The 21,885-nt window shown below is 70.1% G+C and carries 19 protein-coding genes; 1 reads left to right on the top strand and 18 read right to left on the bottom strand.

The features are described from left to right. Window positions 1–258, top strand: a 258-nt coding sequence (locus tag HW578_RS27775) for a hypothetical protein (protein ID WP_232478827.1), incomplete at its 5' end; no start/stop codon positions are given. Window positions 259–339: 81 nt separating this feature from the next. Here HW578_RS27775 and HW578_RS09520 read toward each other — a convergent pair. The 18 genes from HW578_RS09520 to HW578_RS09435 form a co-directional block, all read right to left on the bottom strand. After that, window positions 340–1,128: a cold-shock protein gene (locus tag HW578_RS09520; RefSeq protein ID WP_369407861.1), complete on the bottom strand. Its 789-nt coding sequence runs from the start codon at window positions 1,126–1,128 to the stop codon at window positions 340–342. A gap of 109 nt (window positions 1,129–1,237) precedes the next feature. Continuing rightward, window positions 1,238–2,500: an NAD(P)/FAD-dependent oxidoreductase gene (locus HW578_RS09515; RefSeq protein ID WP_198370316.1), complete on the bottom strand. Its 1,263-nt coding sequence runs from the start codon at window positions 2,498–2,500 to the stop codon at window positions 1,238–1,240. Then, a complete protein-coding gene (locus HW578_RS09510) occupies window positions 2,497–3,147 on the bottom strand; it encodes a 2-hydroxychromene-2-carboxylate isomerase (RefSeq protein ID WP_198370315.1) in 651 nt (216 codons plus the stop codon). Before HW578_RS09510 ends, HW578_RS09515 begins: the two co-directional genes overlap by 4 nt. Window positions 3,148–3,152: 5 nt before the next feature. Further along, on the bottom strand, window positions 3,153–3,557 hold the full coding sequence (gene hpxZ / locus HW578_RS09505; RefSeq protein WP_198370314.1) for an oxalurate catabolism protein HpxZ: 405 nt from the start codon (window positions 3,555–3,557) through the stop codon (window positions 3,153–3,155). A 105-nt stretch (window positions 3,558–3,662) separates the two neighbouring features. Beyond that, complete coding sequence (locus tag HW578_RS09500) at window positions 3,663–4,454, bottom strand: FAD binding domain-containing protein (protein WP_198370313.1); 792 nt, start codon at window positions 4,452–4,454, stop codon at window positions 3,663–3,665. 72 nt (window positions 4,455–4,526) lie between these two features. Then, a complete protein-coding gene (locus tag HW578_RS09495) occupies window positions 4,527–6,917 on the bottom strand; it encodes a xanthine dehydrogenase family protein molybdopterin-binding subunit (RefSeq protein WP_198370312.1) in 2,391 nt (796 codons plus the stop codon). Between the two features lie 108 nt (window positions 6,918–7,025). Next, entirely contained in the window at window positions 7,026–7,529 is a 504-nt protein-coding gene (locus HW578_RS09490) for a (2Fe-2S)-binding protein (protein ID WP_198370311.1), read from the bottom strand. An 89-nt stretch (window positions 7,530–7,618) separates the two neighbouring features. Further along, a complete protein-coding gene (locus HW578_RS09485; protein WP_198370310.1) occupies window positions 7,619–7,888 on the bottom strand; it encodes a hypothetical protein in 270 nt (89 codons plus the stop codon). Between the two features lie 95 nt (window positions 7,889–7,983). Next, window positions 7,984–9,015, bottom strand: a complete 1,032-nt coding sequence (locus tag HW578_RS09480) for an ABC transporter ATP-binding protein (RefSeq protein ID WP_198370309.1) — start codon at window positions 9,013–9,015, stop codon at window positions 7,984–7,986. Continuing rightward, complete coding sequence (locus tag HW578_RS09475) at window positions 9,012–10,001, bottom strand: ABC transporter ATP-binding protein (protein WP_198370308.1); 990 nt, start codon at window positions 9,999–10,001, stop codon at window positions 9,012–9,014. Before HW578_RS09475 ends, HW578_RS09480 begins: the two co-directional genes overlap by 4 nt. A 5-nt stretch (window positions 10,002–10,006) precedes the next feature. Further along, entirely contained in the window at window positions 10,007–10,936 is a 930-nt protein-coding gene (locus HW578_RS09470; protein ID WP_232478826.1) for an ABC transporter permease, read from the bottom strand. Continuing rightward, window positions 10,936–11,877 carry an ABC transporter permease gene (locus tag HW578_RS09465; RefSeq protein WP_198370307.1) on the bottom strand — a complete coding sequence of 314 codons (942 nt, stop codon included), beginning with the start codon at window positions 11,875–11,877 and terminating at the stop codon, window positions 10,936–10,938. Before HW578_RS09465 ends, HW578_RS09470 begins: the two co-directional genes overlap by 1 nt. A gap of 24 nt (window positions 11,878–11,901) precedes the next feature. Then, window positions 11,902–13,500, bottom strand: a complete 1,599-nt coding sequence (locus HW578_RS09460; protein WP_198370306.1) for an ABC transporter substrate-binding protein — start codon at window positions 13,498–13,500, stop codon at window positions 11,902–11,904. Between the two features lie 175 nt (window positions 13,501–13,675). After that, on the bottom strand, window positions 13,676–15,262 hold the full coding sequence (locus tag HW578_RS09455; protein ID WP_198370305.1) for an ABC transporter substrate-binding protein: 1,587 nt from the start codon (window positions 15,260–15,262) through the stop codon (window positions 13,676–13,678). Between the two features lie 14 nt (window positions 15,263–15,276). Next, a complete protein-coding gene (locus tag HW578_RS09450) occupies window positions 15,277–16,869 on the bottom strand; it encodes an ABC transporter substrate-binding protein (RefSeq protein ID WP_198370304.1) in 1,593 nt (530 codons plus the stop codon). A 228-nt stretch (window positions 16,870–17,097) separates the two neighbouring features. Then, on the bottom strand, window positions 17,098–18,675 hold the full coding sequence (locus tag HW578_RS09445) for an ABC transporter substrate-binding protein (protein WP_198370318.1): 1,578 nt from the start codon (window positions 18,673–18,675) through the stop codon (window positions 17,098–17,100). A gap of 199 nt (window positions 18,676–18,874) precedes the next feature. Then, window positions 18,875–20,479, bottom strand: a complete 1,605-nt coding sequence (locus tag HW578_RS09440) for an ABC transporter substrate-binding protein (RefSeq protein ID WP_198370303.1) — start codon at window positions 20,477–20,479, stop codon at window positions 18,875–18,877. A 107-nt stretch (window positions 20,480–20,586) separates the two neighbouring features. After that, the coding region (locus HW578_RS09435; protein ID WP_198370302.1) for an aldehyde dehydrogenase family protein at window positions 20,587–21,885 on the bottom strand (1,299 nt) is incomplete at its 5' end.

Genomic DNA, 21,885 nt, shown 5'->3' with positions numbered 1-21,885 from the left:
GTGCCAAGCCCCGGCCTGCCAAGCGCGCCCCAGGCCCTGGGCGCGGTCGCGCTTTGCGCTCCCGGATCGCGGCAAGGCCGCGATCCGCGCTTCGATCTGCCCTCAGACGGCGGGCGCCGCGCGTCCGCGCGGCTTGCCTTCGCGCCATGCACCGGCCCGCCAGGTGCGGCTGAGGGTCTGGGCGCGGTCGCGCAGGCGCGCGATCCGCAGGTTGCATCGATGTTGGGCCGCGGCCGCTCGGCGTCGTGGCGGCCGTGATGCGCAGGCAACCCACGCGCCACGCAAAGAAAAACCCCGCGGCCTTGCGACCGCGGGGTTCTCCGGAATGATCCTTTCGGATCAGTCCTTCATGTTCACGGCCTGGCGGCCGCGCTGGCCATCGCGAACCTCGAGCGAGACCTTCTCGCCCTGCTGCACATCCTGCTTGCCCGCGCGCTGCAGGACCGAGGAATGCAGGAACACGTCCTGGCCGCCATCCTCCGGCGTCACGAAGCCGAAGCCGCGGACCTGGTCGAACCACTTCACCGTGCCGTTCACGTCGTAGGTCGGCCCGCCCTCGTCCCGGCCACCGAAGTCGCGGCGCGGCGGACGGTCGCCGAAGGCGCGCGGGGGACGATCCCCGAAGCCGCCGCCGCCACCGCCGAAGCCGCCACCACCGAAGTCGCGCCGCGGTGGACGGTCACCGAAGCCGCCACCGCCGCCACCACCGAAGTCGCGCCGGGGCGGACGGTCGCCGAAGCCACCGCCGCCACCGAAGTCGCGCCGAGGGGGACGGTCGCCGAAGCCACCGCCGCCACCGAAGTCGCGCCGCGGCGGCCGATCGCCGAAGCCGCCACCGCCGCCGAAGTCACGCCGGGGCGGGCGCGCACCGGCGCCACCGCCCTCGCCACGCTTCAGCTCGACGATGCGGGTCACGAGACGCCGGCCCTGGCGGTCCGTGCCGATCTCGCAGACCAGCTTGTCACCGGTGTCCGGCGGCTCGATCCCGGCCTCGGTCAGCGCCGAGGCATGGAAGAAGACGTCGGTGCCGTCGGGCCCGAGCACGAAGCCGAAGCCCTTGCGGCCATTGTACCATTTCACCTCGGCCTCGATCGGCCCGGCGCCACCCTGATTTTCGAATTCCGACACGTTCCTGCAGGTCCACAAACTAGAAGCGTCCCGGCGGGATGCAGGGCCGCTACGTGTCAGGATGGCACCGCGCATCACGGAAAGCGAGCGAAAAACCCGCTCTCGCGCCTCAGGCGAATCGGCGCGGGTCGAAAGGTGCGATCGGGATCTCCGGGGCCCGGCCCGCCAGCAGCGCCGCCACCACCCGCCCGGTCCGCGCCCCCGCCACGAGGCCAGTATGGCCGTGGCCGAAGGCATGGATCACGTCCGGCGTGGCACTGGAGGGGCCAAGGCAGGGCTTGCCGTCCGGCATGGACGGCCGGTGGCCCATCCACACCTTCACCCGGCTGGCCGGCAGGTCCCGCGGCAGGCCGGGGAAGCAGGAGAGCAGGTGGTCACGCAGGATCTCGGCGCGCTTCCAGTTGGGCGCGGCCTCCAGCCCCGCGATCTCGACCTGGCCCGCGCAGCGCAGCCCGCCCGCCGTGCGCATGATCGACATCTTGCCGTCGGAGGGCATGAGCCCGTGGCGGGGCGCGACCTCGGGGTCCTCGAGTTGCGCGTGGTAGCCGCGCTCTGTCTCGAGCGGCACGCGGTCACCGGCGGCGGCGGCGAGCGGCTTCGCATGCGCGCCGGCGGCGATCACGACGGCATCGGCCGCGACCTCGCCCTGGTCGGTCAGCACGGCCTTCAGGCGACCGCCCTCGATGCGCAGGCCCTTCGCGGCGGCGCGGTGCAGCCTCGCCCCCTGCTCGACCGCATGCGCCACGAGCCCGGCGACATAGGCGCCGGGGTCGGTGCAGTGCCCGCCTTCCTCGACCATGACGCCGAAGCCGTAGCGGCGGTCGAGCGCGGGTTCGCGCTGGCGCAGCTCGTCGGCGTCGAGTTCGAGCCACCGCACGCCGACCTTATGGCGGATCTCCCAGGCCTTGGCCTCCGCCGCGAAATCGGCGCGGGAGGGGTAGATGTAGATGAGCCCCCGCCGCTCGATCAGGTGGCCCACACCCGCTTCCTGCGCGAGCGCCGCATGCAGCGCAGGCGCATCGACCACCAACGGGCGCAGCGCGCGCGCGGCTTCCTCCACCCTCTCCCAGGTCCAGCCGGCGCGCAGATACTGGATCAGCCAGGGGGCGACGCGCGGCAGGTAGGACCAGCGGATCGCGAGCGGCCCCAGCGGGTCGGCCAGGAATTTCGGGATCTTCTTCCAAAGCCCCGGCACCGCCGGCGGGATGACCGACATGGGGCTGAGCCAGCAGCCATTGCCGTAGGACGCCGCCTGTTCGCCGCCCGGGTCGGCCGGGTCGATCAGCGTGACGCAGTGGCCTTCGCGCAGCGCCTCCAGCGCCGAGCAGGCGCCGACGATCCCGGCGCCGATGATGGCGACATGCCGGCTCATGAGGCGCGCGTCTTGCCGATCACCTTCGACGGCCCGGACTGCACCTGCGCGCCCGACAGATGCTGGTCGAGGAAGAACAGCCGGTCCTGGCCCCAGAGCCACAGGTCACCGCAGAAGAAGGTCGGCGCGCCGAAGACGCCGCGCGCCACGGCCTCCTGGTTGTTGCGGTCCCATTCGGCCATGACCGACTGGCTTTCCTCCTCGCGGTGCAGGGCCTCGCCGGGCAGGCCCTCCTCCTCGGCGATGGCGATGCGCACGCGCGGGTCGGCGATGTCGCGTTCCTCGACCCAGAGCGCGCGCAGGATGGCGTGGGAGAGCGCCTGCGCGTCCATCCCGCGCGCCTGCGCGGCCATGACCATCCGCCCGGCCTGGCGCTGGTCGGTCGGCGGGTAGTGCTTCGGCTTCAGCTTGATCGGCAACTTCAGATGGCGCGACCAGCGGTCGAGCTCGAGCGCGTGGTAGTCCTGCCGCGGCTCCGGGCGGGTGCGCAGCGGGATGCCGCCCGTGTGCTTGATGACCAGGCGGAAATCATAGGGGCGCAGCACGAGCGTCGCGTTGTGCCGCCGCACGATGTCGGTGAGCTGCGGCCCTGCGAAATACATCCAGGGGCTCGAGAGCGTGTAGAAGCATTCGACGGTCTGGCCCATGGCGATCAGCCCTTCTGGCTACGGCCCGGATCATGCCCCGCGAGCAGCGAGACATGCGCGGAGACGACGCGCCAGCCGTGCTCGGGCAGGCGCACCATGATCTTGGTCTCGCGGCCGATCAGGCCGGTGCCCACGCGTTCGTATTCCAGGTGGGTGCAGGCGAAGTCGCGGCCGAAGGCGGTGATGTGCACCTTGCGCGTGACGCGCGCGGCATAGGACTTCACGGTTGCGCGGAAGGCGCGGATGGCGTCGATGCCGTACAGGATCTCGGTTACGCCGAAGCGCACCGTGCGCGGGTCCGGCCAGAAGGAGGCGTCGAGCACATCCGTGTCGTTGCCGGCGATCGCGGCCTCGTAGCGGTCGAAGACCGCGCGGGCCTCGGCAATGACTTCGGGGTTGTCGATCTCCATGGCGCGCGACTCCCGGCTGGTGGGCGGAGCATGCCGCGCGCGGGCCTGGAACGCAAAAGGGCCGGGCGTGGTGTGCCCGGCCCTTCAAGCTGCTGCGGCGCCGGGTCAGCCCGCGGCGATCACCGCGCGCTTCGCCATCACGCTGACCAGGTGCGCGCGGTATTCGGCGCTGCCATGGATGTCGGCGTTGAGGTCGTCCGGCGCCTGCTTGATGCCGGCCACCGCATCGGGCGACCAGTTGGCGGCGAGTGCCGCTTCCATCGCCGACTGGCGGAACACGCAGGGGCCCGCACCGTTCACCGCGACGCGCACGGCAGCGCCGGCCTTCGAGACGAAGACGCCGGCCATGACGTAGCGGCTGGCCGGGTTCTTCATCTTGGCGTAGCCGGCCTTGTCCACGATGGGGAATTCGATCGCGGTCAGGATCTCGCCCGGCTCCAGCGCCGTGGTGAACATGCCGAGGAAGAAGTCGTCGGCCGCGATCTTGCGGCTGCTGGTGTGCACGATCGCGCCGAGCCCCAGCACGGCGGCCGGGTAGTCCGCCGCGGGGTCGTTGTTCGACACCGACCCGCCGATGGTGCCGCGGTTGCGCACCTGCACGTCGCCGATATGGGAGGCCATGTAGGCGAGCGCGGGGATGGCAGCCTTCACCTCGGCGCTGGTCGCGACCTCGACGTGGCGGGTGAGCGCGCCGATCACGATGGCATTGCCGACGCGCTTGATCCCCTTCAGTTCAGCGATGCCGGACAGGTCCACCAAGGCGGAGGGCTTGTTGAGCCGGTGCTTGAGTGCGGGCAGCAGCGTATGCCCGCCCGAGATGGCCTTGGCATCGGGATCGGCCAGCAGCTTCACCGCATCCGCGACGGAGCCCGGCTTGTGGTAGGCGAAATCATACATCGTCGTCGCTCCTTGCGTCGCGGGCCGGGCGGGGTTGTGGCGCCCCGACGCGGCCGGCCCTGCCGGTTGGTACTATTCCGCCGCCAGCCGGCGGCCGCTGTTGATGATCTGCCAGATCTTGGAGGGTGTCGCGGGCATGTCCAGTGTCCGCACGCCGTAATCGCGCAGCGCGTCCACCACGGCGTTGATGACGGCCGGCGGCGAGCCGATCGCCCCCACCTCCCCGCAGCCCTTCACGCCGAGCGGGTTGTGCGTGCAAAGGGTGGTGTGCGTGGCGACCGAGACCGGTGCCAGGTCGTCCGCGCGGGGCATGGTGTAGTCCATCATGGACCCGCTGAGCAGCTGGCCGTCCTTGTCGTAGACGCAGGTCTCGAGCAGCGCCTGGCCGATGCCCTGGGCGATGCCGCCCTGGACCTGGCCCTCGACGATCATCGGGTTGATCACGCGCCCCACATCGTCCACGGCCGTGAAGTTCACCATCGAGACCTTGCCGGTGTCGGGGTCGATCTCGACCTCGGCGATGTGGCAGCCGCCGGGATAGGTGAAGTTCTTGGGGTCGTAGAAGGCGGTTTCCTCGAGGCCGGGTTCCAGTTCCTCGATCGGGTAGTTGTGCGGCACGTAGGCGGCGACGCTGATATCGACCAGCGCCTTGGTCTTGTCGGTGCCGGCGACGCGGAAGGTGCCGCGGTCGAACTCGATGTCGTCGACATCGGCTTCCATCAGGTGGGCGGCGATCCGCTTGCCCTTGGCGATGATCTTGTCCATCGCTTTCATCATGGCGGACCCGCCGACGGCGAGCGAGCGCGAACCATAGGTGCCCATGCCGAAGGGCACCTTGGCGGTGTCCCCATGCACGATGTCGACCTGCGCCACCGGCACGCCGAGCTTGTCGGCGACCAGCTGGGCGAAGGTGGTCTCGTGGCCCTGGCCGTGGCTGTGCGCGCCGGTCAGCACGGTGACCGAGCCGGTCGGGTGCACCCGGATGGTGCCCACCTCGTAGAGGCCCGCGCGCGCCCCGAGGCTGCCCACCACAGCCGAGGGCGCGATGCCGCAGGCTTCGAGGTAGGTCGACACGCCGATGCCGCGCAGCTTGCCGCGCCCGGCGGCTTCCTTGCGGCGGGCCTCGAAGCCGGCCCAGTCGGCGGTGACCAGCGCCTGGTCGAGCGTCGCCTGGTAGTTGCCGCTGTCGTACTGCAGCGCCACCGGCGTCTGGTAGGGGAACTGGTCGGGCTGGATGAAGTTGCGCCGGCGCAGCTCCACGCGGTCGATGCCGGTCTCGGCGGCCGCCACGTCCATCAGGCGTTCGAGCAGGAAGGTCGCTTCCGGCCGGCCGGCGCCGCGATAGGCATCGACCGGGACCGTGTTGGTGAAGACCGCCTTCACCTCGCAGTAGATCACCGGCGTGGTGTAGGTGCCCGCGAGCAGCGTGGCATACAGGTAGGTCGGCACGCAGGGCGCGAAGGTGGACAGGTAGGCGCCCATGTTCGCGTAGGTGTGCACCTTGAGGCCGAGGATCTTGCCGTCGGCATCGAGTGCGAGCTGCGCGTTCGACACATGGTCGCGCCCATGCGCGTCGGACATGAAGGATTCTGACCGGTCGGCGGTCCACTTCACCGGGCGGCCAAGCTTGCCGGCCGACCAGGTGACGATGGCTTCCTCGGCATAATGGTAGATCTTGGATCCGAAGCCGCCGCCGACATCCGGGGCCACCACGCGCAGCTTGCTCTCGGGGATGTGCAGCACGTTGGCACCCATCAGCAGCCGGATCACATGCGGGTTCTGGCTGGTGGTGTGCAGCGTGTAGTCGCCGGTGGTCGGGTCGTATTCGCCCAGCGCCGCGCGGGGTTCCATCGCGTTCGGGATCAGGCGGTTGTTCACGATGTCGAGCGAGACGACCTTGGCCGCCTTGGCGAAGGCCGCGTCCAGCACCGCCTTGTCGCCGATGTGCCAGTCGTAGCAGAGGTTCCCCGCAACCCCGTCATGGATCGCCGCGGCACCGGGCTTCAGCGCGGCCTCCATGGTGGCGGCCGCCGGCAGCAGGTCGTAGTCGACCACGATGGCCTCGGCCGCATCGCGCGCCTGTTCGCGCGTGGCGGCGACGGCAACCGCGATCGGGTCGCCGACATGGCGCACCTTGTCCACCGCGAGCACCGGATGCGGCGGCTCGGCCATCGGCGAGCCGTCCTTGTTGTGGATCTGCCAGCCGCAGGGCAGGCCGCCGAGGCCGTCCTTGGCCATGTCGGCGCCGGTGAAGACCGCGACCACGCCGGGCATGGCCGCCGCCGCGGCCGTATCGACCGACTTCAGCCGCGCATGCGCATGCGGGCTGCGCAGGATCCAGGCATGCAGCTGGCCCTGGCGATTGAAGTCGTCGGTATAGGCGCCGCGGCCCCGGAGGAAGCGGAAATCCTCCTTCCGGCGCACGCTGGCGCCGATGCCTTCGAAGGGTGCAACCACGTTCATCTGCTTCGCTCCCACTGTTCTTTCGCCCGGGATTTGCCGGGACGGTTCTTGGGGCGCGTCGCGCCCGGGGGCGCGCCACCCAGGCGTGGCGCCCTTGGGGGCGCGGCGTTACTCCGCCGCGCGCGCGATCTCGCTGCGCTTGCCGTGCATCACATCGGCCGCGGCGGCGATCGCGCGCACGATGTTGTGGTAGCCGGTGCAGCGGCAGAGGTTGCCTTCCAGGCCCTCGCGGATCTGCTGTTCCGTCAGGCCCTCGGGGTGCTTGTTCACGAGGTCGATGGCGGACATGACCATGCCCGGCGTGCAGAAGCCGCACTGCAGCGCGTGGTATTCGCGGAAGGCCTCCTGCATGGGGTGCAGGGTGCCGTCGGCGGCGGCGAGGCCCTCGATCGTCGTGACGCTGGCGCCATTCGCCATGACGGCGAGGGTGGTGCAGGACTTCACGCTCTCGCCGTTGATGTGCACCACACAGGCGCCGCATTGGCTGGTGTCGCAGCCGACATGCGTGCCGGTCAGGCGCAGCTTCTCGCGCAGGAGCTCGACGAGCAGCGTACGGCCCTCGACCTCTGCCGTGTGGGTCTGGCCGTTCACGGTCAGCGTGACCTGCGGCATCGTGTGTCTCCCCAAGAACTGCGGTTGATGGCCGGGCAGATGGCGCCGCGGCGTCGGTGCGCAAGCCTCGCCTTGCCGCCGGGGCTTCGTCAAGCGGCGTCGCGGGAGGGTGGGCCTTGGCGGCGCGGGGCAGGCTTCGTTGCGAGCGCGATGACCCCAAGGACGACCGCCGCCGGTGCCGCCAGCATCGTCAGGATCAGCGCATAGCCTGCACCGAGTTCCCATTGCGCCGCTTGCGAGGACGGCGCCCCGATCAGCCGCAGCACGGCCCCCACGGCATAGAGGGGCAGCGGCAGCAGCGTGAGGAACAGCGCCGGCCAGAAGAGCAGCACGGCGAAGAAGCCGACCGGCCCGCGCATCCCGGACCGGTCCGTCGCCGCGCGCGCATCCGATGGCGGCGCGCCGTCCCCCTCCCCGCCATCCTGCCCGGCGGTCGCCACTGGCCTTGCGCCGGTCAGTGGTGGGCGATCACGGCCGCACCGCGCGCCCCGGCCAGAGGATTTTCCGCCGCCGGGCGGTCATGTAGGTGGCAGGCCGCCCAGTGGCCGGGCTCGGTCTGGCGCAGCTGGGGTTCGTCCTGCTTGCAGCGGTCGAAGGCATAGGGGCAGCGCGTGTGGAAGCGGCAACCCTTGGGCGGCTTGATCGGCGAGGGAACGTCGCCGGTCAGGATGATGCGCTCGCGCTGTGCGCCGGGCTCGGGGACCGGCACGGCGGAGAGCAGCGCCTCCGTGTAGGGGTGCTTCGGCGCGGCGAAAAGCTCGCGCTTCGGCGCGACCTCCACGATCTTGCCGAGGTACATCACGGCCACGCGGTGGGTCATGTGCTCGACGATCGCGAGGTCGTGGCTGATGAACAGCATCGCCAGGCCCAGTTCCTTCTGCAGGTCCTGCAGCAGGTTCACGATCTGCGCCTTGACCGAGACGTCGAGCGCGGAGACCGCCTCGTCGCAGATGATCAGGTCCGGGTCGGCAGCCAGCGCGCGGGCGATGCAGATGCGCTGGCGCTGCCCGCCCGAGAATTCGTGCGGCCAGCGGTTCACCGCGTCGCGCGGCAGGCGCACGCGGTCCATCAGTTCGCCCACCTTGCGGTCGATGTCCGCGGAGTCCTTGGCCAAGCCGAAGTTGCGGATCGGCTCGGCCAGGATGTCGCGCACGCGCATGCGCGGATTGAGGCTGCTGAAGGGGTCCTGGAAGACCACCTGCATGCGCCGGCGCATCGGGCGCAGCGTGCCCGGCGCCATGTCGTCGATGCGCTTGCCGTCCAGGATGACCTGGCCCGCGGTGATCGGGAACAGCTGCAGGATCGCCTTGCCGACGGTGGACTTGCCGCAGCCGGATTCGCCCACCAGCGACAGTGTCTCACCCTTCGCGATGGAGAAGGACACGCCGTCCACCGCATAGACCTGGCCGGTGACGCCGCCGAAGAAGCCGCCGCGGATCGGGAAGTGCTTCTTGAGGTCGTTGACCTCGAGGATCGGGGTGCTCATGCGGCAACGGCGTCCTTGATGGCGTAGTGGCAGGCCGCGATGTGGCCAGGCGCCTTCTCTTCCAGGGCGGGGGCGACCTTGGTGCAGAGATCGGTCGCATGCGGGCAGCGCGAGGCGAAGACGCAGCCATCGAGCTTCCGTTTCAGGCTCGGCACCAGGCCCGGGATCTCCTGCAGCCGCGTCTCGGTGCCGGTCAGCGAGGAGCCAAGCTTGGGCATCGAACCGAGCAGCCCCTGCGTGTAGGGGTGGCGCGGGCTGCGGAACAGCGGCCCGACGGCCGCTTCCTCGACCTTGCGCCCGGCGTACATGACGATGACGCGCTCGGCCACTTCCGCCACCACGCCGAGGTCATGCGTGATGATGACGATGGCCGCCCCCACCGTGCGCTTGAGATCGCGCATCAGGTCCAGGATCTGGGCCTGGATGGTGACATCGAGCGCAGTTGTGGGTTCGTCGGCGATCAGCAGCTTCGGATTGCAGGCGAGCGCGATCGCGATCATCACGCGCTGGCGCATGCCGCCCGAGAGCTGGTGCGGGTATTCGCGCACCCGCCGCTGGGGTTCGGGGATGCCGACCAGCTTCAGCATCTCGACCGCCCGTGCCTCGGCGGCCTGGGCCGAGAGGCCCTGGTGCAGGCGCAGCGTCTCGCCGATCTGCCGGCCCACGGTGAGCACCGGGTTCAGCGAGGTCATCGGCTCCTGGAAGATCATGCTGATCTCGTTGCCGCGGATGTCGCGCATCTCGCGGTCAGACAGCTTCAGCAGGTCACGGCCGTTGAAACGGATGGCGCCCGCGATCTTGCCCGGCGGCTCGGGGATCAGCCGCAGGATCGACATGGCGGTGACGGACTTCCCGCAGCCGGATTCGCCCACGATCGCGACGGTCTCGCCGGCATTGACGTGGAAGTTCACCCCATCCACCGCGCGGTTGATGCCGTCGGGCGAACGGAAGTGCGTCTGCAGGTTCTCGACTTCGAGCAACGCCATGGCGGTCAGATCCTCTTGGCCATGCGCGGGTCGAGCGTGTCGCGCAGCCCGTCGCCGAGCAGGTTCACCGCCAACACGGTCACCGACAGGAACAGGGCGGGGAAGAACACGATGTAGGGCTTCACCTGCCACAGCGCCCGGCCCTCGGCCATGATGTTCCCCCAGGAGGGGATGATGGGCGGCGTGCCCGCACCGATGAAGGACAGGATGGATTCGACGATCATCGCGGACGCGCAGATGAAGGTCGCCTGCACCGTCATGGGCGCGATGGTGTTGGGCAGGATGTGCCGCCAGATGATCACCGGCGTGCGCGTGCCCGCCGCCACCGCGGCATCGACATAGGGCTGTTCGCGCAGCGACAGCACCACGCCGCGCACCAGGCGCGAGACGCGCGGCACCTCGGCTATGGTGATGGCGATGATCACGTTCTGAACCGACCCGCGCGTGAGCGCCATCAGCGCGATCGCGAGCAGGATCGGCGGGATCGACATCATGCCGTCCATCACGCGCATGACGAGGCTGTCCGCCCAGCGCACGAAGCCCGAAACGAGGCCGATGGTCAGCCCGATCACCGAGGCGAGCACGGCGACCGAGAAGCCCACGATCAGCGACACCCGCGCGCCGTAGATCACGCGCGAATAGACGTCGCGCCCCAGCATGTCGGTGCCGAACCAGTACATCGCGGAGGGTTCGCGCGTGCGCCGCGCGGGGGCGAGCGCCGTCGGGTCCGCATAGGTCAGCAGCGGCGCGAAGATCGCCATCAGCACCATCAGCAGCACGATGGTGCCGCCGATCGCAATGGAGGGGTTGCGGTAGAGGAAGCCCCAGAAGCCGCGGCGCGCCTTCACCGGCGGCATGATGTCGCCCATCGGCGCGGCCACGGCGACATTCGCCGCGGTGATGCCCTGCGGGTCGATGACGGATGCGGAGGCCATCAGTAGCGGATCCTCGGATCGAACAGGGTGTAGAGGATGTCGATGAACAGGTTGACCAGCACGTAGGTGAAGGAGAACAGCAGCACCACGCCCTGGATGACCGGGTAGTCGCGCCGCAGGATGGCATCGACGGTGAGCCGTCCCAGGCCCGGGATGGCGAAGACGCTCTCGGTCACCACCGCGCCGCCGATCAGCAGCGCGATGCCGATGCCGATGACGGTGACGATCGGGACTGCCGCGTTCTTGAGCGCATGCAGGAACAGGATCGAACGCAGCCCCGCCCCCTTGGCCCGCGCGGTACGGATGTAGTCCTGCTGCAGCACTTCCAGCATGGAGGCCCGGGTGATGCGCGCGATCAGCGCGATATAGACCGACCCCAGCGCGATGGCCGGCAGGATCAGGTTCTCGATCCACGGCACGAAGCCCTGGCTGAAGGCCGTGTAGCCCTGCACCGGCAGCCATTCGAGTTCGAGCGCGAAGACATAGGCGAGCAGATAGCCGACCACGAAGACCGGCACCGAGAAGCCCAGCACCGCGAAGCCCATGACGAACTTGTCGACAAAGGTGCCAACGCGCGCCGCCGCGATCACGCCCATCGGCACCGCGATCGACACCGCGAGGATGAGGGTGACCACCATCAGCGACAGGGTCGGCTCCAGCCGCTGCTTAATCATCAGCGACACCGGCAGGTTGGTGAAGATCGACACGCCTAGGTCGCCGCGCAGGATGTCGAAGACCCAGGCCCCGAACCGCACCAAATAGGGGCGATCGAGGCCGAGGCTGGCGCGGATGCGCTCGACATCCTCCGGGGTGGCCTGGTCACCCGCGATCACCGCCGCCGGGTCGCCCGGCGCGATGTAGAGAAGGCTGAAGACGAACAGCGCAACGACCGCCATCACGGGGATGGTGGCGAGCACGCGTCGGACGATATAGGCGAACATGATCGCGGGTTACCTGTCAGTGCTTCAGGACTTGGACACGCCCCAGGCGAAGGGGATCGGCCCCTTCACGATGCCCGAGACATTGCGCCGCCAGGCCTGGTAGCCAAGGAAGAAGCCGGTCGGGCAATAGACCACATTCTCGACGGCGGCACGGTTGAGCCGGCCGATCGCCGCACGCTCCTCGGCGAGGTTGGTCGCGGCGAGCCAGTTCGGCACCTCGGCCTCGACCGCCGGAACGTTCGGCCAGCCGAACCAGGCGCCATCCCCGTTCGCGCGCACCGCGTTGTAGACCACCGGGTTGATGGCGTCCGCACCCGCGTGCCAGGTGTGGAACATGCTCCAGCCGCCCTGGTTCGGCGGGTTCTTCATGGCGCGGCGCTGGCCGACGGTGCCCCAGTCGGTCGCGACGAAATCCACGTTCATGCCGAGGCGCTTCAGCAGGTCGGCGGTGACGTCGCCCTGCGCCTTCGTGATCGGCTGGTCCTGCGCCACCACGCAGATCACCGGCTCGTTGTTGTAGCCGGATTCGCGCAGCAACTGGCGGCCGCGCTCGAGGTTGGCCATCTTCAGCATCTCGCCGCCCTCCTCGGTGTAGAGCGGCGTGTCCGGCGTGAAGAAGCCGCCCAGCGTCTTGCGCAGCGCCGGATCGTTGCCGACCACCGCACCCATGTAGTCGTCCTGGCTGAGCGCGGTCATCACCGCCTGGCGCACCTTCACGTTGTTGAAGGGCGGGTGCAGGTGGTTCATGCGGAAGGAACCGATGTTGCCCAGCGGGTCGGCGATGTCGACCATGATGTTGCGGTTGCGGCGCAGCACCGGCACCAGGTCGGTGATCGGGTTCTCCCACCAGTCGATCTCGCCGTTCTGCAGCGCGGCCGAGGCGGTGGCCGGGTCGGGCATCACCACCCATTCGACGCGGTCGACCATCATGCGCTTGCCGCCGGCCAGCCAGGACGCCGGCTCGTTGCGCGGCACGTACTGGTCGAACTTCTGGAACACCGCCTTCGCACCGGGCACCCATTCGTCGCGCACGAAGCGCATCGGGCCGGAGCCGACATATTCGCTGATCTGCGTGAAGCTGTCGGTGCGCGCGATGCGCTCGGGCATGATGAAGCACATGGGCGTGGCGTTCTTGCCCAGCGCCATCGCCATCTTGGGGAAGGGCGCGGACAGCACCCAGCGGAAGGTGCGGTCGTCGACCGCGCTCAGTTCCACGTTGATGGCGCGCAGCAGCTGGCCCATCGGGTCGCGCGGCATCCAGCGGGTGATGGAGGCGACCACGTCGCGCGCGCGCACCGGCTCGCCGTCGTGGAAGCGCAGGCCCTCGCGCAGCTTGAAGGTCCAGGTCTTGCCGTCGGACGAGATCTCCTCGCCCTCGACCATCTGGCGCTGCGGCTGCAGCTTGTCGTCGAAGCCGTAGAGCGTGTCCCACACCAGCACGGCGGCGTTGCGCACCACGTACTGCGTGCCCCAGATCGGGTCGAAGTTCGCGAGGTTCGCCTGCGGCACGAAGCGCAGCGTGCGCGCATTGGCGCCCTGCGACAGCGCCGGGGCCGACACCCCCGCTGTGCCGCCGACCGCCGCAACACCGGCAGTCGCCTTGAGGAAGGTCCTGCGATCCATCACCGTCTCCCTGTCTCGAACGGGCGGAGCCTTGCCTGCCCGGTTCGCGGTCACATTGCATCAAACATAAGCGAGCGGCCAGCACCCCCTGCCGGCGAAACCGCCGGTGGCCGTGCCAGCGCAGACGCGCCCGCACCGACGCAGCACACGCCGTGCCACGCCGGGCGGGTCGCCCTCAGCTTTTTCCCATGTTCCAGAACACCGTCGCCGGCGCGCGGAAGGCGCCGGTGACGTTGCGCCGCCAGGCCGAGGGCTGCCAGTAGTAGCCGAGCGGGATGTAGTACATGGCCTGCATCGCCTCGCGGTTGAGCGCCTCGGCGATCCGCCGGCCTTCCGCCGGGTCGCCGCCCTTCTCCACCCATTCGGCGCGCAGGCGCTCGACCTCGGGCACGTTGGGCCAGCCGAACCAGGCCTGGTCGCCATTGGCGCGCAGGAACAGGTGGAAGACCGGCAGCGCGAGCGACCCGCCCAAGGAGGTGGTATGGATGATGCTCCAGCCGCCACGTTCCACCGGTTCCTTGCTGGTGCGCCGCTGCACCAGCGTGCCCCAGTCGGCCGCAATCAGTTCAAGGTTCATGCCCAGACGGCGGATGATGTCGGCGGTCATCATCGACAGCGCGTTGATCTGCGGATAGTCGCCCGGCGCGATCAGCACCACCTTCTCGCCATTGTAGCCGGCCTCGCGGAGTGCCGCGCGGGCGCGCTCGATGTTGCGCACCTTCAGCAGGTCGGAGCCGACCTCGTTCGCGAGCGGCGTGTCGCAGGTAAAGACGCCCTCGCAGGCCCCCCAGCCGGCCGGGTCGTCGCCGGCGACCGCGCGCAGGTAGTCGCGCTGGTCCACCGCCATCGCCACCGCGCGGCGGATGGCGGGGTTGTTGAAGGGCGGCTGCAGCGTGTTGAAGCGGGCGATGCCGTAGGTGCCCTCCGTCAGCCGCTGCTCGACCACCACGTTGCGGTTGCGCCGGAGCATCGGCAGCAGGTCGTGCAGCGGGTACTCCCAGTAGTCCTGCTCGCCCTGCGCGATGGCATTCGCGCTGGTGGCAGGGTCGGTGATGATCGTCCATTCCACGCGGTCGATGCGCGGCACGCGCCCGCCGGCCAGGCCATCGACCGGCTCGTCGCGCGGCACGTAGCGCTCGTTCTTCGCCCAGGCGGCGCGCTGGCCCGGGTTCCATTCATCGGCCAGGAAGCGGAAGGGGCCGGAGCCGATGGTGTCGCGGATCTGCGTGAAGGCATCCGTGCGCGCGATGCGCTCGGGCATAACGAAGCAGGGGAACTGCGTCTGGCCGAGCGCCATCAGCAGCAGCGGCGTGGGGCGATGCAGGCGGAAGCGGAAGCGGTTGTCGTCCACCGCCTCCACCGCGGCGACGTTGGCGCTGAGCACCTGCATGAAGGGATCGCGCCGGCGCCAGCGCTCGATCGAGGCGACGCAATCCTTCGCCAGCACGCGCTCGCCGTCGTGGAACACCAGCCCCGGGCGCAGCGTGAAGGTCCAGGTGAGCTGGTCCTGGCTGACGTCCCATCCCGACGCCATCTGCGGCTTCACATTGCCCGCCGCGTCGGTCGCGCAGATCTGGTCGTAGATCAGGAAGGCGTTGTTGCGGGTGACCACCGCCGTGGTCCAGACGGGATCGAGGCTGGTCAGGTTCGCCTGCGGAATCACGCGGATGGTGCGCGCCGCAGCCCCCTGTGACAGCGCGGGGGCCGAGACGCCGGCGGCGGCAATGCCCGCGCCAGCGCCGAGGAAAGTCCTGCGTTCCATGCTACCTCTCCCGCTCACGTGCGCCGAAGGTTCCAGAACAGCGCAAGCCCGGGCACGCGGCCCGTCAGGTTGCGCTTGATCGCCGTCATCGACAGGTAGGAGCCGACCGGCACGTAGGGCAACTCATCCATCGCGACGGTTTGCATCTCGCGTGCCAGGCGCTGCTCGGTCGGCAGGTCGGGCGCTTCGAACCAGGCGTCGCGCAGTTCCTCGAGCCGCGGGATGCTCGGCCAGCCGAACCAGGCATTGGTGCCATTGCCGCGCAGCGGGAAATGCGCCGCCGGGTCGACGAAATCGACCGAGGAGAACGACGTGAACAGCATGGACCAGCCGCCGCGCTCCACCGGCTCGCGCGAGGTCCGCCGCTGCACCGTCGTGCCCCAGTCGGTCAGCACGATGTCGGCGTTGAAGCCGAGCCGGCGCACCAGGTCCGCCCCCACCTGCGTCATGGCGGAGGGGGCCAGGATGTCGGTCGGCCCGATCAGGCGCATGGGCTGGTTGGTGTAGCCGGCCTCGCGCATCAGCGCCTTCGCGCGGTCCACGCTGCGTGGGCCCGCCAGCGCGCCAAGCGCCGCATCGTTCGCGAGCGGCGTGCCAGGCGTGAACAGCCCCACGCCGGTGCGGTAGAGCGACGCATCGGTGCCGACCACCGCCTGCATGAAGTCTTCCTGGTTCACCGCAGGCAGGATCGCCTGGCGCATGCGCTTGTCGTTGAACGGCGCGTGCAGGTGGTTGAAGCGCAGGATGCCGGTGAGCGGCAGCGGGTCGATCGCCTCGATCGCGATGGTACGGTTGCGGCGCAGCAGTTGCTGGATCTCGGGCGGGGGCTGCTCGTACCAGTCGATCTCGCCGGTCTGCAGCGCCGCGGCGGCGGTGGCGGCATCGACGATGATGTTCCACTCGACGCGGTCGAAATGCGCGACCTTGGGCCCGGCGGTCAGGCTCGGCGTGCCCACGGGGCTCGGCACGTAGTCGGCGAAGCGCTCGTACACCACGAGGGAGCCGGAATTGTATTCATCGGCCTTGAACTTGAAGGGGCCGGAGCCGATTGCCTCGCGCACCTGCTGGAAGGGGTCGGTGCGCGCCAGGCGCTCGGGCATGATGAAGGCGGGGCTGTTGGAGACCTGGCCCAGCGCCTTGAACAGCAGCGGGAAGGGCCGCTTCAGCTTGAAGCGCAGGCGCCGGTCGTCCACCACTTCGACCGCGTCGACCACGGTCTCGAGCTTCTGGCCGAAGGGGTTGCGCTTCATCCAGCGGGTGATGGAGGGCACCACGTCCTGCGCGCGCACCGGCTCGCCGTCGTGGAACTTCAGCCCCGGGCGCAGCGTGATGGTGACGACCTTGCCGCCATCCTCCAGGACATGGCCCTCGGCCATCTGCGGCTGCGGGGCGAAGTTCGCGTCCAGCCCATAGAGGCTGTCGTAGATCATGTGCCCGTGGTTGCGGGTGATGTTCGCCGTGGTCCAGATCGGGTCGAGGCTCGTGAGGTTCGCCTGCGGCACCATCTTCAGCACGCGGGCCGGCGCGGGCTGCGCGGTCGCGGTGCGCGGCAATGCCGCGGCGGCCCCCGCAGCGGCGGAGGCCTTCAGCAGGTCACGACGGTTCATGTCAGTCTCCCGAGCCTTGTCCGCCGCATCAGACCAGCCGGCGCCGCGAACGGCAAGCCGGATGCAAGCGCCCGCCGGGCCTCAGCTTGCGGATCGTAAGCATGCACGATCCGGGAGCACACAGCGCGACCGCGCCCGGACCATCAGCGGCGCAAGGCGCACCGGGACACGGCGCGTAAGCCAAGCCCGCCGGTGCCGGCGCCCGGCGCCCGAGGGCAAAAAAGGAACTCAACCCCGCTGGATGTTCCAGAACACCGGCAGGCCCTTGAGCATCCCCGACAGGCCACGGCGATAGGCGGTGGCCTGGAAGTACTGGCCGAGCGGCAGGTAGGGCGCCTCGCGCAGCGCCTCGGCCTGGATCTCGCGCGCGAGGCGCTGCTCCGCCTCCAGGTTCGGCGCATCGAACCACTGGTCGCGCAGTTCCTCCATGCGGGGCATGGTCGGCCAGCCGAACCAGGCGCGATCCCCGGTGCCGCGCAGCGCCTGGTTCACCCCGGGGTTCATCATGTCGAGCCCGGTCCAGAAGGTGAAGAACATGCTCCAGCCGCCGCGATCGGGCGCGTCGCGCCGCGCGCGGCGCTGCATCAGCGCCGCCCATTCGCCCGAGACGACCTCGACATCCATGCCCACGCGCCTCAGCGTCTCGGCGCCGACATTGGCGAGTGCGGACAAGGTGGGGAAATCATTGGCGGCGAGCAGCACCACCTTCTCCCCGGCATAGCCCGCCTCCGACAATTCGCGCTTCACCCGGTCGGGGTCGCGCGCCGAGGTCAGCACGTCCATCCCCGCATCATTCGCGAGCGGCGTGCCCGGCGGGAAGGTGCCGATCTCGTCGCGCCACAGCGACCGGTCCGCGCCCACCACGGCGGACATGAAGGCATCCTGGTCTACCGCGCCCAGCAGGATCCGGCGGATGGCGGGCCGGTCGAAGGGCGGGTGCAGCGCGTTGAAGCGCACCATGCCGATGAAGCCGATCGGGTCGGGCACTTCCATGACGATGGAGCGGTTGCGCCGCAGGCTCGGCTGCAGGTCGCCCAGCGGGTTCTCCCACCAATCGGCCTCGCCGGCCTGCAGCGCCGCCGCGGCGGTCGCGGCATCGGGCATGACATGCCATTCGACACGGTCGAAATGCACGCGCTTCGGCCCAGCGGTCCAGGTCGGGATGCCCTCGGGGCGCGGCACGTAATCGGCAAAGCGTTCGTACACCACGCGGCTGCCAGGGACGCGCTCGACGAAGCGGAAGGGGCCGGAGCCGATGAGCTCGGCCACCGGGCGCGCCGGGTCAGTGGCCGCGAGGCGCTCGGGCATGATGAAGCAGACCGGCGCCGAGGGCTTGGCCAGGGCCGTGAAGACCTGCGGGAAGGGACGCGACAGGCGCAGCAGGATGGTGCGATCGTCGGGTGCCGCGATTTCCTCGGTGCGGGCGAGCAGCACCTGGCCCAGCGGATCGCGCGCCGCCCAGCGCCGGATCGAGGCGACGCAATCGGCGGCGCGCACCGGCTCGCCGTCGTGGAACTTCAGGCCCTCCCGCAGGCGGATGGTGATGCGCCGGCCATCATTGGCGACATCGTGGCCCTCGGCCATCTGCGGCTCGGGCCGATAGTCCTGGTTGAAGCCATAGAGCGTGTCCCACACCGCGAAGCCGTGGTGCCGCGTGGCGTTGGCGGTGGTGACGATCGGGTCGAGCACCGCGAGGTCGGATTGCGGGATGAACTTCAGCACGCGCGACGCGGCGGCGGTGCCCTGGCCGAGAGCGGGGCTCGCGAGGGTCAGGGCGGCGGCGGCGAGGAGGCGGCGTCGCTGCAGGATTGGGCTGCGCATGGCGCGCAGTCTCCACCAGATCGCCCGGCGGCGCGCAAGGGGCGCCGCCTGGTTTGGGACCGGCACCGCCCCGATCCCCCACCCGGCCACATACGCCAGTAACCTGGACTGGGTGGCCGGGTGGCGGAGCGGGCCGGTGCCGCACGCCGGAACGCGCCCTGCGGCGCATTCCGGTGACGACTCGTCAGGCGCGGCGCACGTTCCAGAACAGCGGTGGCTGGCCCTTCAGCATGCCCGTCAGGTTCCGCCGGTACGCCGTGGGCTGGTAGTACATCCCGGTCGGCACGTAGGGCACCTCATCGAAGGCGATGCGCTGCATCTCGGTCGTCGCGGCCTTCGCTGCCGCCTCGTCGGGCGCATCGAACCAGGCGGTGCGCTGCGCCTCCATGGCCGGGATGGTCGGCCAGCCCGGCCAGGCATTGTCGCCATGGCCGCGGATCGAGGCGTGGCTCGCCGGGTTCCAGTGGTCGACGCCGCTCCAGAAGGTGAAGAAGCCGGACCAGCCGCCCTGGTCGAGCGGATTCTTGCTCGCGCGGCGCGCCACCAGCGTGCCCCAGTCGGTGCTGACCAGGTCCACGTTGAAGCCCATGCGGCGGAACAGGTCCGCACCCACCAGCGTGGCGGCGTTGATCGAGGCGAGGTCGGTCGCGTTCAGCAGCACCATCCGCGCGCCCATCGCGCCGGCGGCCTGGAGTTCGGCGCGCGCGGCGTCGATCGACTTGCGCAGCCGGTCGAGCCCCACCGTCGAGGCGGAGGGCGAATCCGGCGCGAAGAAGCCGATCCCCTCGCGCTTCAGGGTCGGATAGCCCTGCACGGTCGCGTCGCCGATCACCGCGGTCATGAAGTCGATCTGGCTGATGGCGGTGATGACCGCGCGGCGCACGGCCGGGTTGTTGAAGGGCGCGCTCAGGTGGTTGGGGCGGAAGATTCCGATCAGCCCGGTGCCGTTGATGACATCGACGGCAACATTGCGGTTGCGCGCCACCAGCGGGAACAGGTCGGCGGTCGGCTGCTCCCACCAGTCGATCTCGCCCGATTGCAGCGCCGCCGCGGCGGTCGAGGCATCGGGGATTATCTTCCATTCCACCCGGTCGAAATGCGCGACCTTGGGCCCCGCCGTCATCGACGGCGTGCCGTTCGGCACCGGCACGTAGTCCGGGTTGCGCACATAGGCCAGCGAGGAGCCGGGCACCCACTCGTTCTGCACGAATCGGAACGGCCCGCTGCCCACCGCCTCGGTGATGTTGGTGAAGGGGTCCACGTTGCCCAGTCGCTCGGGCATGATGAACAGACAGGATGTCGTGACCTTGGAGAAGGCCTCGATCATCTTGGGGAAGGGGCGCGACAGGCGGATCGTGAAGACGCGGTCGCTCTCCTCGGTCATGTCGGCCACGCGCGCCATCAGCTCCTGGCCGAAGGCGTCGCGCCGGCCCCAGCGCCGGATCGAGGCGACGCAGTCGCGCCCGCGCACCGGCGTGCCGTCGTGGAACTTCAGCCCCTCGCGCAGGGTGAAGCGCCAGAGCAGGCCGTCATTCTCGACGACATGGCCCTGCACCATCTGCGGCTGCGGGCGGAACTGCTCGTCCATGCCGTAGAGCTGGTCATAGACCAGGAAGGCATGGTCGCGCGCGACGAAGGCGGTGTTGGTGAAGGGGTCGATATTGGGCAGGTTGGCGTGCGGCACGTAGCGCAGCGTGCGCGCCGCGGCCGGCTGGGCGATGGCGAAGCGCGGCAGCGCGGCGGCGGTGGCGCCGGCCGCAGCACCGGCCAGCAGGTCGCGTCGGAACATGCGGGGTGTCTCTCTTGCTCGGGTGAAGCCTGCCGGACCTTAGCGGGCGGCAGGCAGGCGATCCAGCGGCCGCCGATGCAGGCGGTGCGGCCGCAGGATCGCCCGCATCAATACCCGGCCGGGCGGTGCCCGAATCCGGGCGCAGGGGCCTCGGCCGTCTCGATCCAGACGGCCTTCGACTGGGTGAGCTCCGCCAGCACCTCGGCCCCGGAGGACCGCCCGTAGCCCGAGGCGCCGAAGCCGCCGAAAGGCACCGAGACATGGATGGTGCGGTAGCCATTCACCCAGAAGGTGCCCGCGCGCACGCCGGCGGCGACGCGATGCGCGCGCCCCAGGTCGCGCGTCCAGACCGCGCCCGCCAGGCCGAAGCGCGTGGCGTTGGCGAGCGCGATCGCCTCCGCCTCGTCCTCGAAGGGGATGGCGGCGACGACGGGGCCGAAGATCTCCTCCTGCGCCGGGCGCGAGTCGTTCGGCAGCCCGGCGAGCAGCGTCGGCGCCACCCAGAAGCCGCCGGTCGGCAGGGCGTCAGGCACCGCCGGGGCGATCACCTGCGCGCCCTCCGCCGCGGCGACCAGCGCGCGCACATGGGCGAATTGCCGCGCCGTCGCGACCGGACCCATCTCGGTCGCGGCATCGAGCGGGTCGCCCATGCGGATGCGCGACGCCGCTTCTGCGAGGGCGGCGACGAAGCGGTCGTGCAGCCGGCGCTGCACCAGCAGCCGCGACCCCGCCACGCAGGATTGCCCCGCACCGGCGAAGATCGCCTGCTGCGCGCCCTGCACGGCGGCGGGGAAGTCGGCGTCCTCGAACACGATGTTGGCCGACTTGCCGCCCAGTTCCAGCACGCAGGGAATGGTGCGCGCGGCGCAGGCCGCCGCCACCGCGGCACCGGAGGCCGGGCCGCCCACGAAGGTCACGCGCGCCACCGCGGGCGCGGCCAGCAGCGCCGTGCCACTCCCCTGCCCCGGCCCGCAGACCACCTGCACCAGGCCGCGCGGAAGCCCGGCCTCGATGCACAGGCGGCCGAGCGCGACCGAGGTCAGCGGCGTGAACTCCGATGGCTTCAGCACCACCGCATTGCCCGCCGCGAGCGCGGGAAACACGTTCCACCCCGCGGTGAAGAGCGGCGCGTTCCAGGGGGTAACGGCCAGCACCACGCCGTAGGGCTCGCGGCGGATGATGACGGTATGGCCGGAGGGCACGGGAACGGTGCGGCCTTCGATCTTGTCGCACCAGCCGGCCCAGTATTCGGCCATTTCGGCCACGCGCGCGGCCTCGGCGCGGGCATCGCGCAGCGGCTTGCCGGATTGCGCGGATTCGAGGCGCGCCAGCGTCTCGGCCTCGCGCCGCACCAGCGCGCCGAGCGCCCAGAGCCGCCGCCCGCGCTCGGCGGCGGACAACACCAT

This window comes from Roseomonas rosulenta, assembly GCF_016106005.1.
Lineage (GTDB): Bacteria > Pseudomonadota > Alphaproteobacteria > Acetobacterales > Acetobacteraceae > Neoroseomonas > Neoroseomonas rosulenta.
The sequence above is the reverse complement of the archived record's forward strand: the minus strand, read 5'-3'. Positions and strand labels throughout refer to the sequence as shown.

Excerpts from the sequence above, each read along its gene's own strand:
- HW578_RS09460 (WP_198370306.1), bottom strand. The coding sequence starts at position 13,500 with ATGGATCGCAGGACCTTCCTCAAGGCGACTGCCGGTGTTGCGGCGGTC.
- HW578_RS09455 (WP_198370305.1), bottom strand. The coding sequence starts at position 15,262 with ATGGAACGCAGGACTTTCCTCGGCGCTGGCGCGGGCATTGCCGCCGCC.
- HW578_RS09480 (WP_198370309.1), bottom strand. The coding sequence starts at position 9,015 with ATGAGCACCCCGATCCTCGAGGTCAACGACCTCAAGAAGCACTTCCCG.
- HW578_RS09490 (WP_198370311.1), bottom strand. The coding sequence starts at position 7,529 with ATGCCGCAGGTCACGCTGACCGTGAACGGCCAGACCCACACGGCAGAG.
- HW578_RS09515 (WP_198370316.1), bottom strand. The coding sequence starts at position 2,500 with ATGAGCCGGCATGTCGCCATCATCGGCGCCGGGATCGTCGGCGCCTGC.
- HW578_RS09465 (WP_198370307.1), bottom strand. The coding sequence starts at position 11,877 with ATGTTCGCCTATATCGTCCGACGCGTGCTCGCCACCATCCCCGTGATG.
- HW578_RS09495 (WP_198370312.1), bottom strand. The coding sequence starts at position 6,917 with ATGAACGTGGTTGCACCCTTCGAAGGCATCGGCGCCAGCGTGCGCCGG.
- hpxZ (WP_198370314.1), bottom strand. The coding sequence starts at position 3,557 with ATGGAGATCGACAACCCCGAAGTCATTGCCGAGGCCCGCGCGGTCTTC.
- HW578_RS09485 (WP_198370310.1), bottom strand. The coding sequence starts at position 7,888 with ATGCGCGGGCCGGTCGGCTTCTTCGCCGTGCTGCTCTTCTGGCCGGCG.
- HW578_RS09500 (WP_198370313.1), bottom strand. The coding sequence starts at position 4,454 with ATGTATGATTTCGCCTACCACAAGCCGGGCTCCGTCGCGGATGCGGTG.
- HW578_RS09510 (WP_198370315.1), bottom strand. The coding sequence starts at position 3,147 with ATGGGCCAGACCGTCGAATGCTTCTACACGCTCTCGAGCCCCTGGATG.
- HW578_RS09475 (WP_198370308.1), bottom strand. The coding sequence starts at position 10,001 with ATGGCGTTGCTCGAAGTCGAGAACCTGCAGACGCACTTCCGTTCGCCC.
- HW578_RS09440 (WP_198370303.1), bottom strand. The coding sequence starts at position 20,479 with ATGTTCCGACGCGACCTGCTGGCCGGTGCTGCGGCCGGCGCCACCGCC.
- HW578_RS09470 (WP_232478826.1), bottom strand. The coding sequence starts at position 10,936 with ATGGCCTCCGCATCCGTCATCGACCCGCAGGGCATCACCGCGGCGAAT.
- HW578_RS09450 (WP_198370304.1), bottom strand. The coding sequence starts at position 16,869 with ATGAACCGTCGTGACCTGCTGAAGGCCTCCGCCGCTGCGGGGGCCGCC.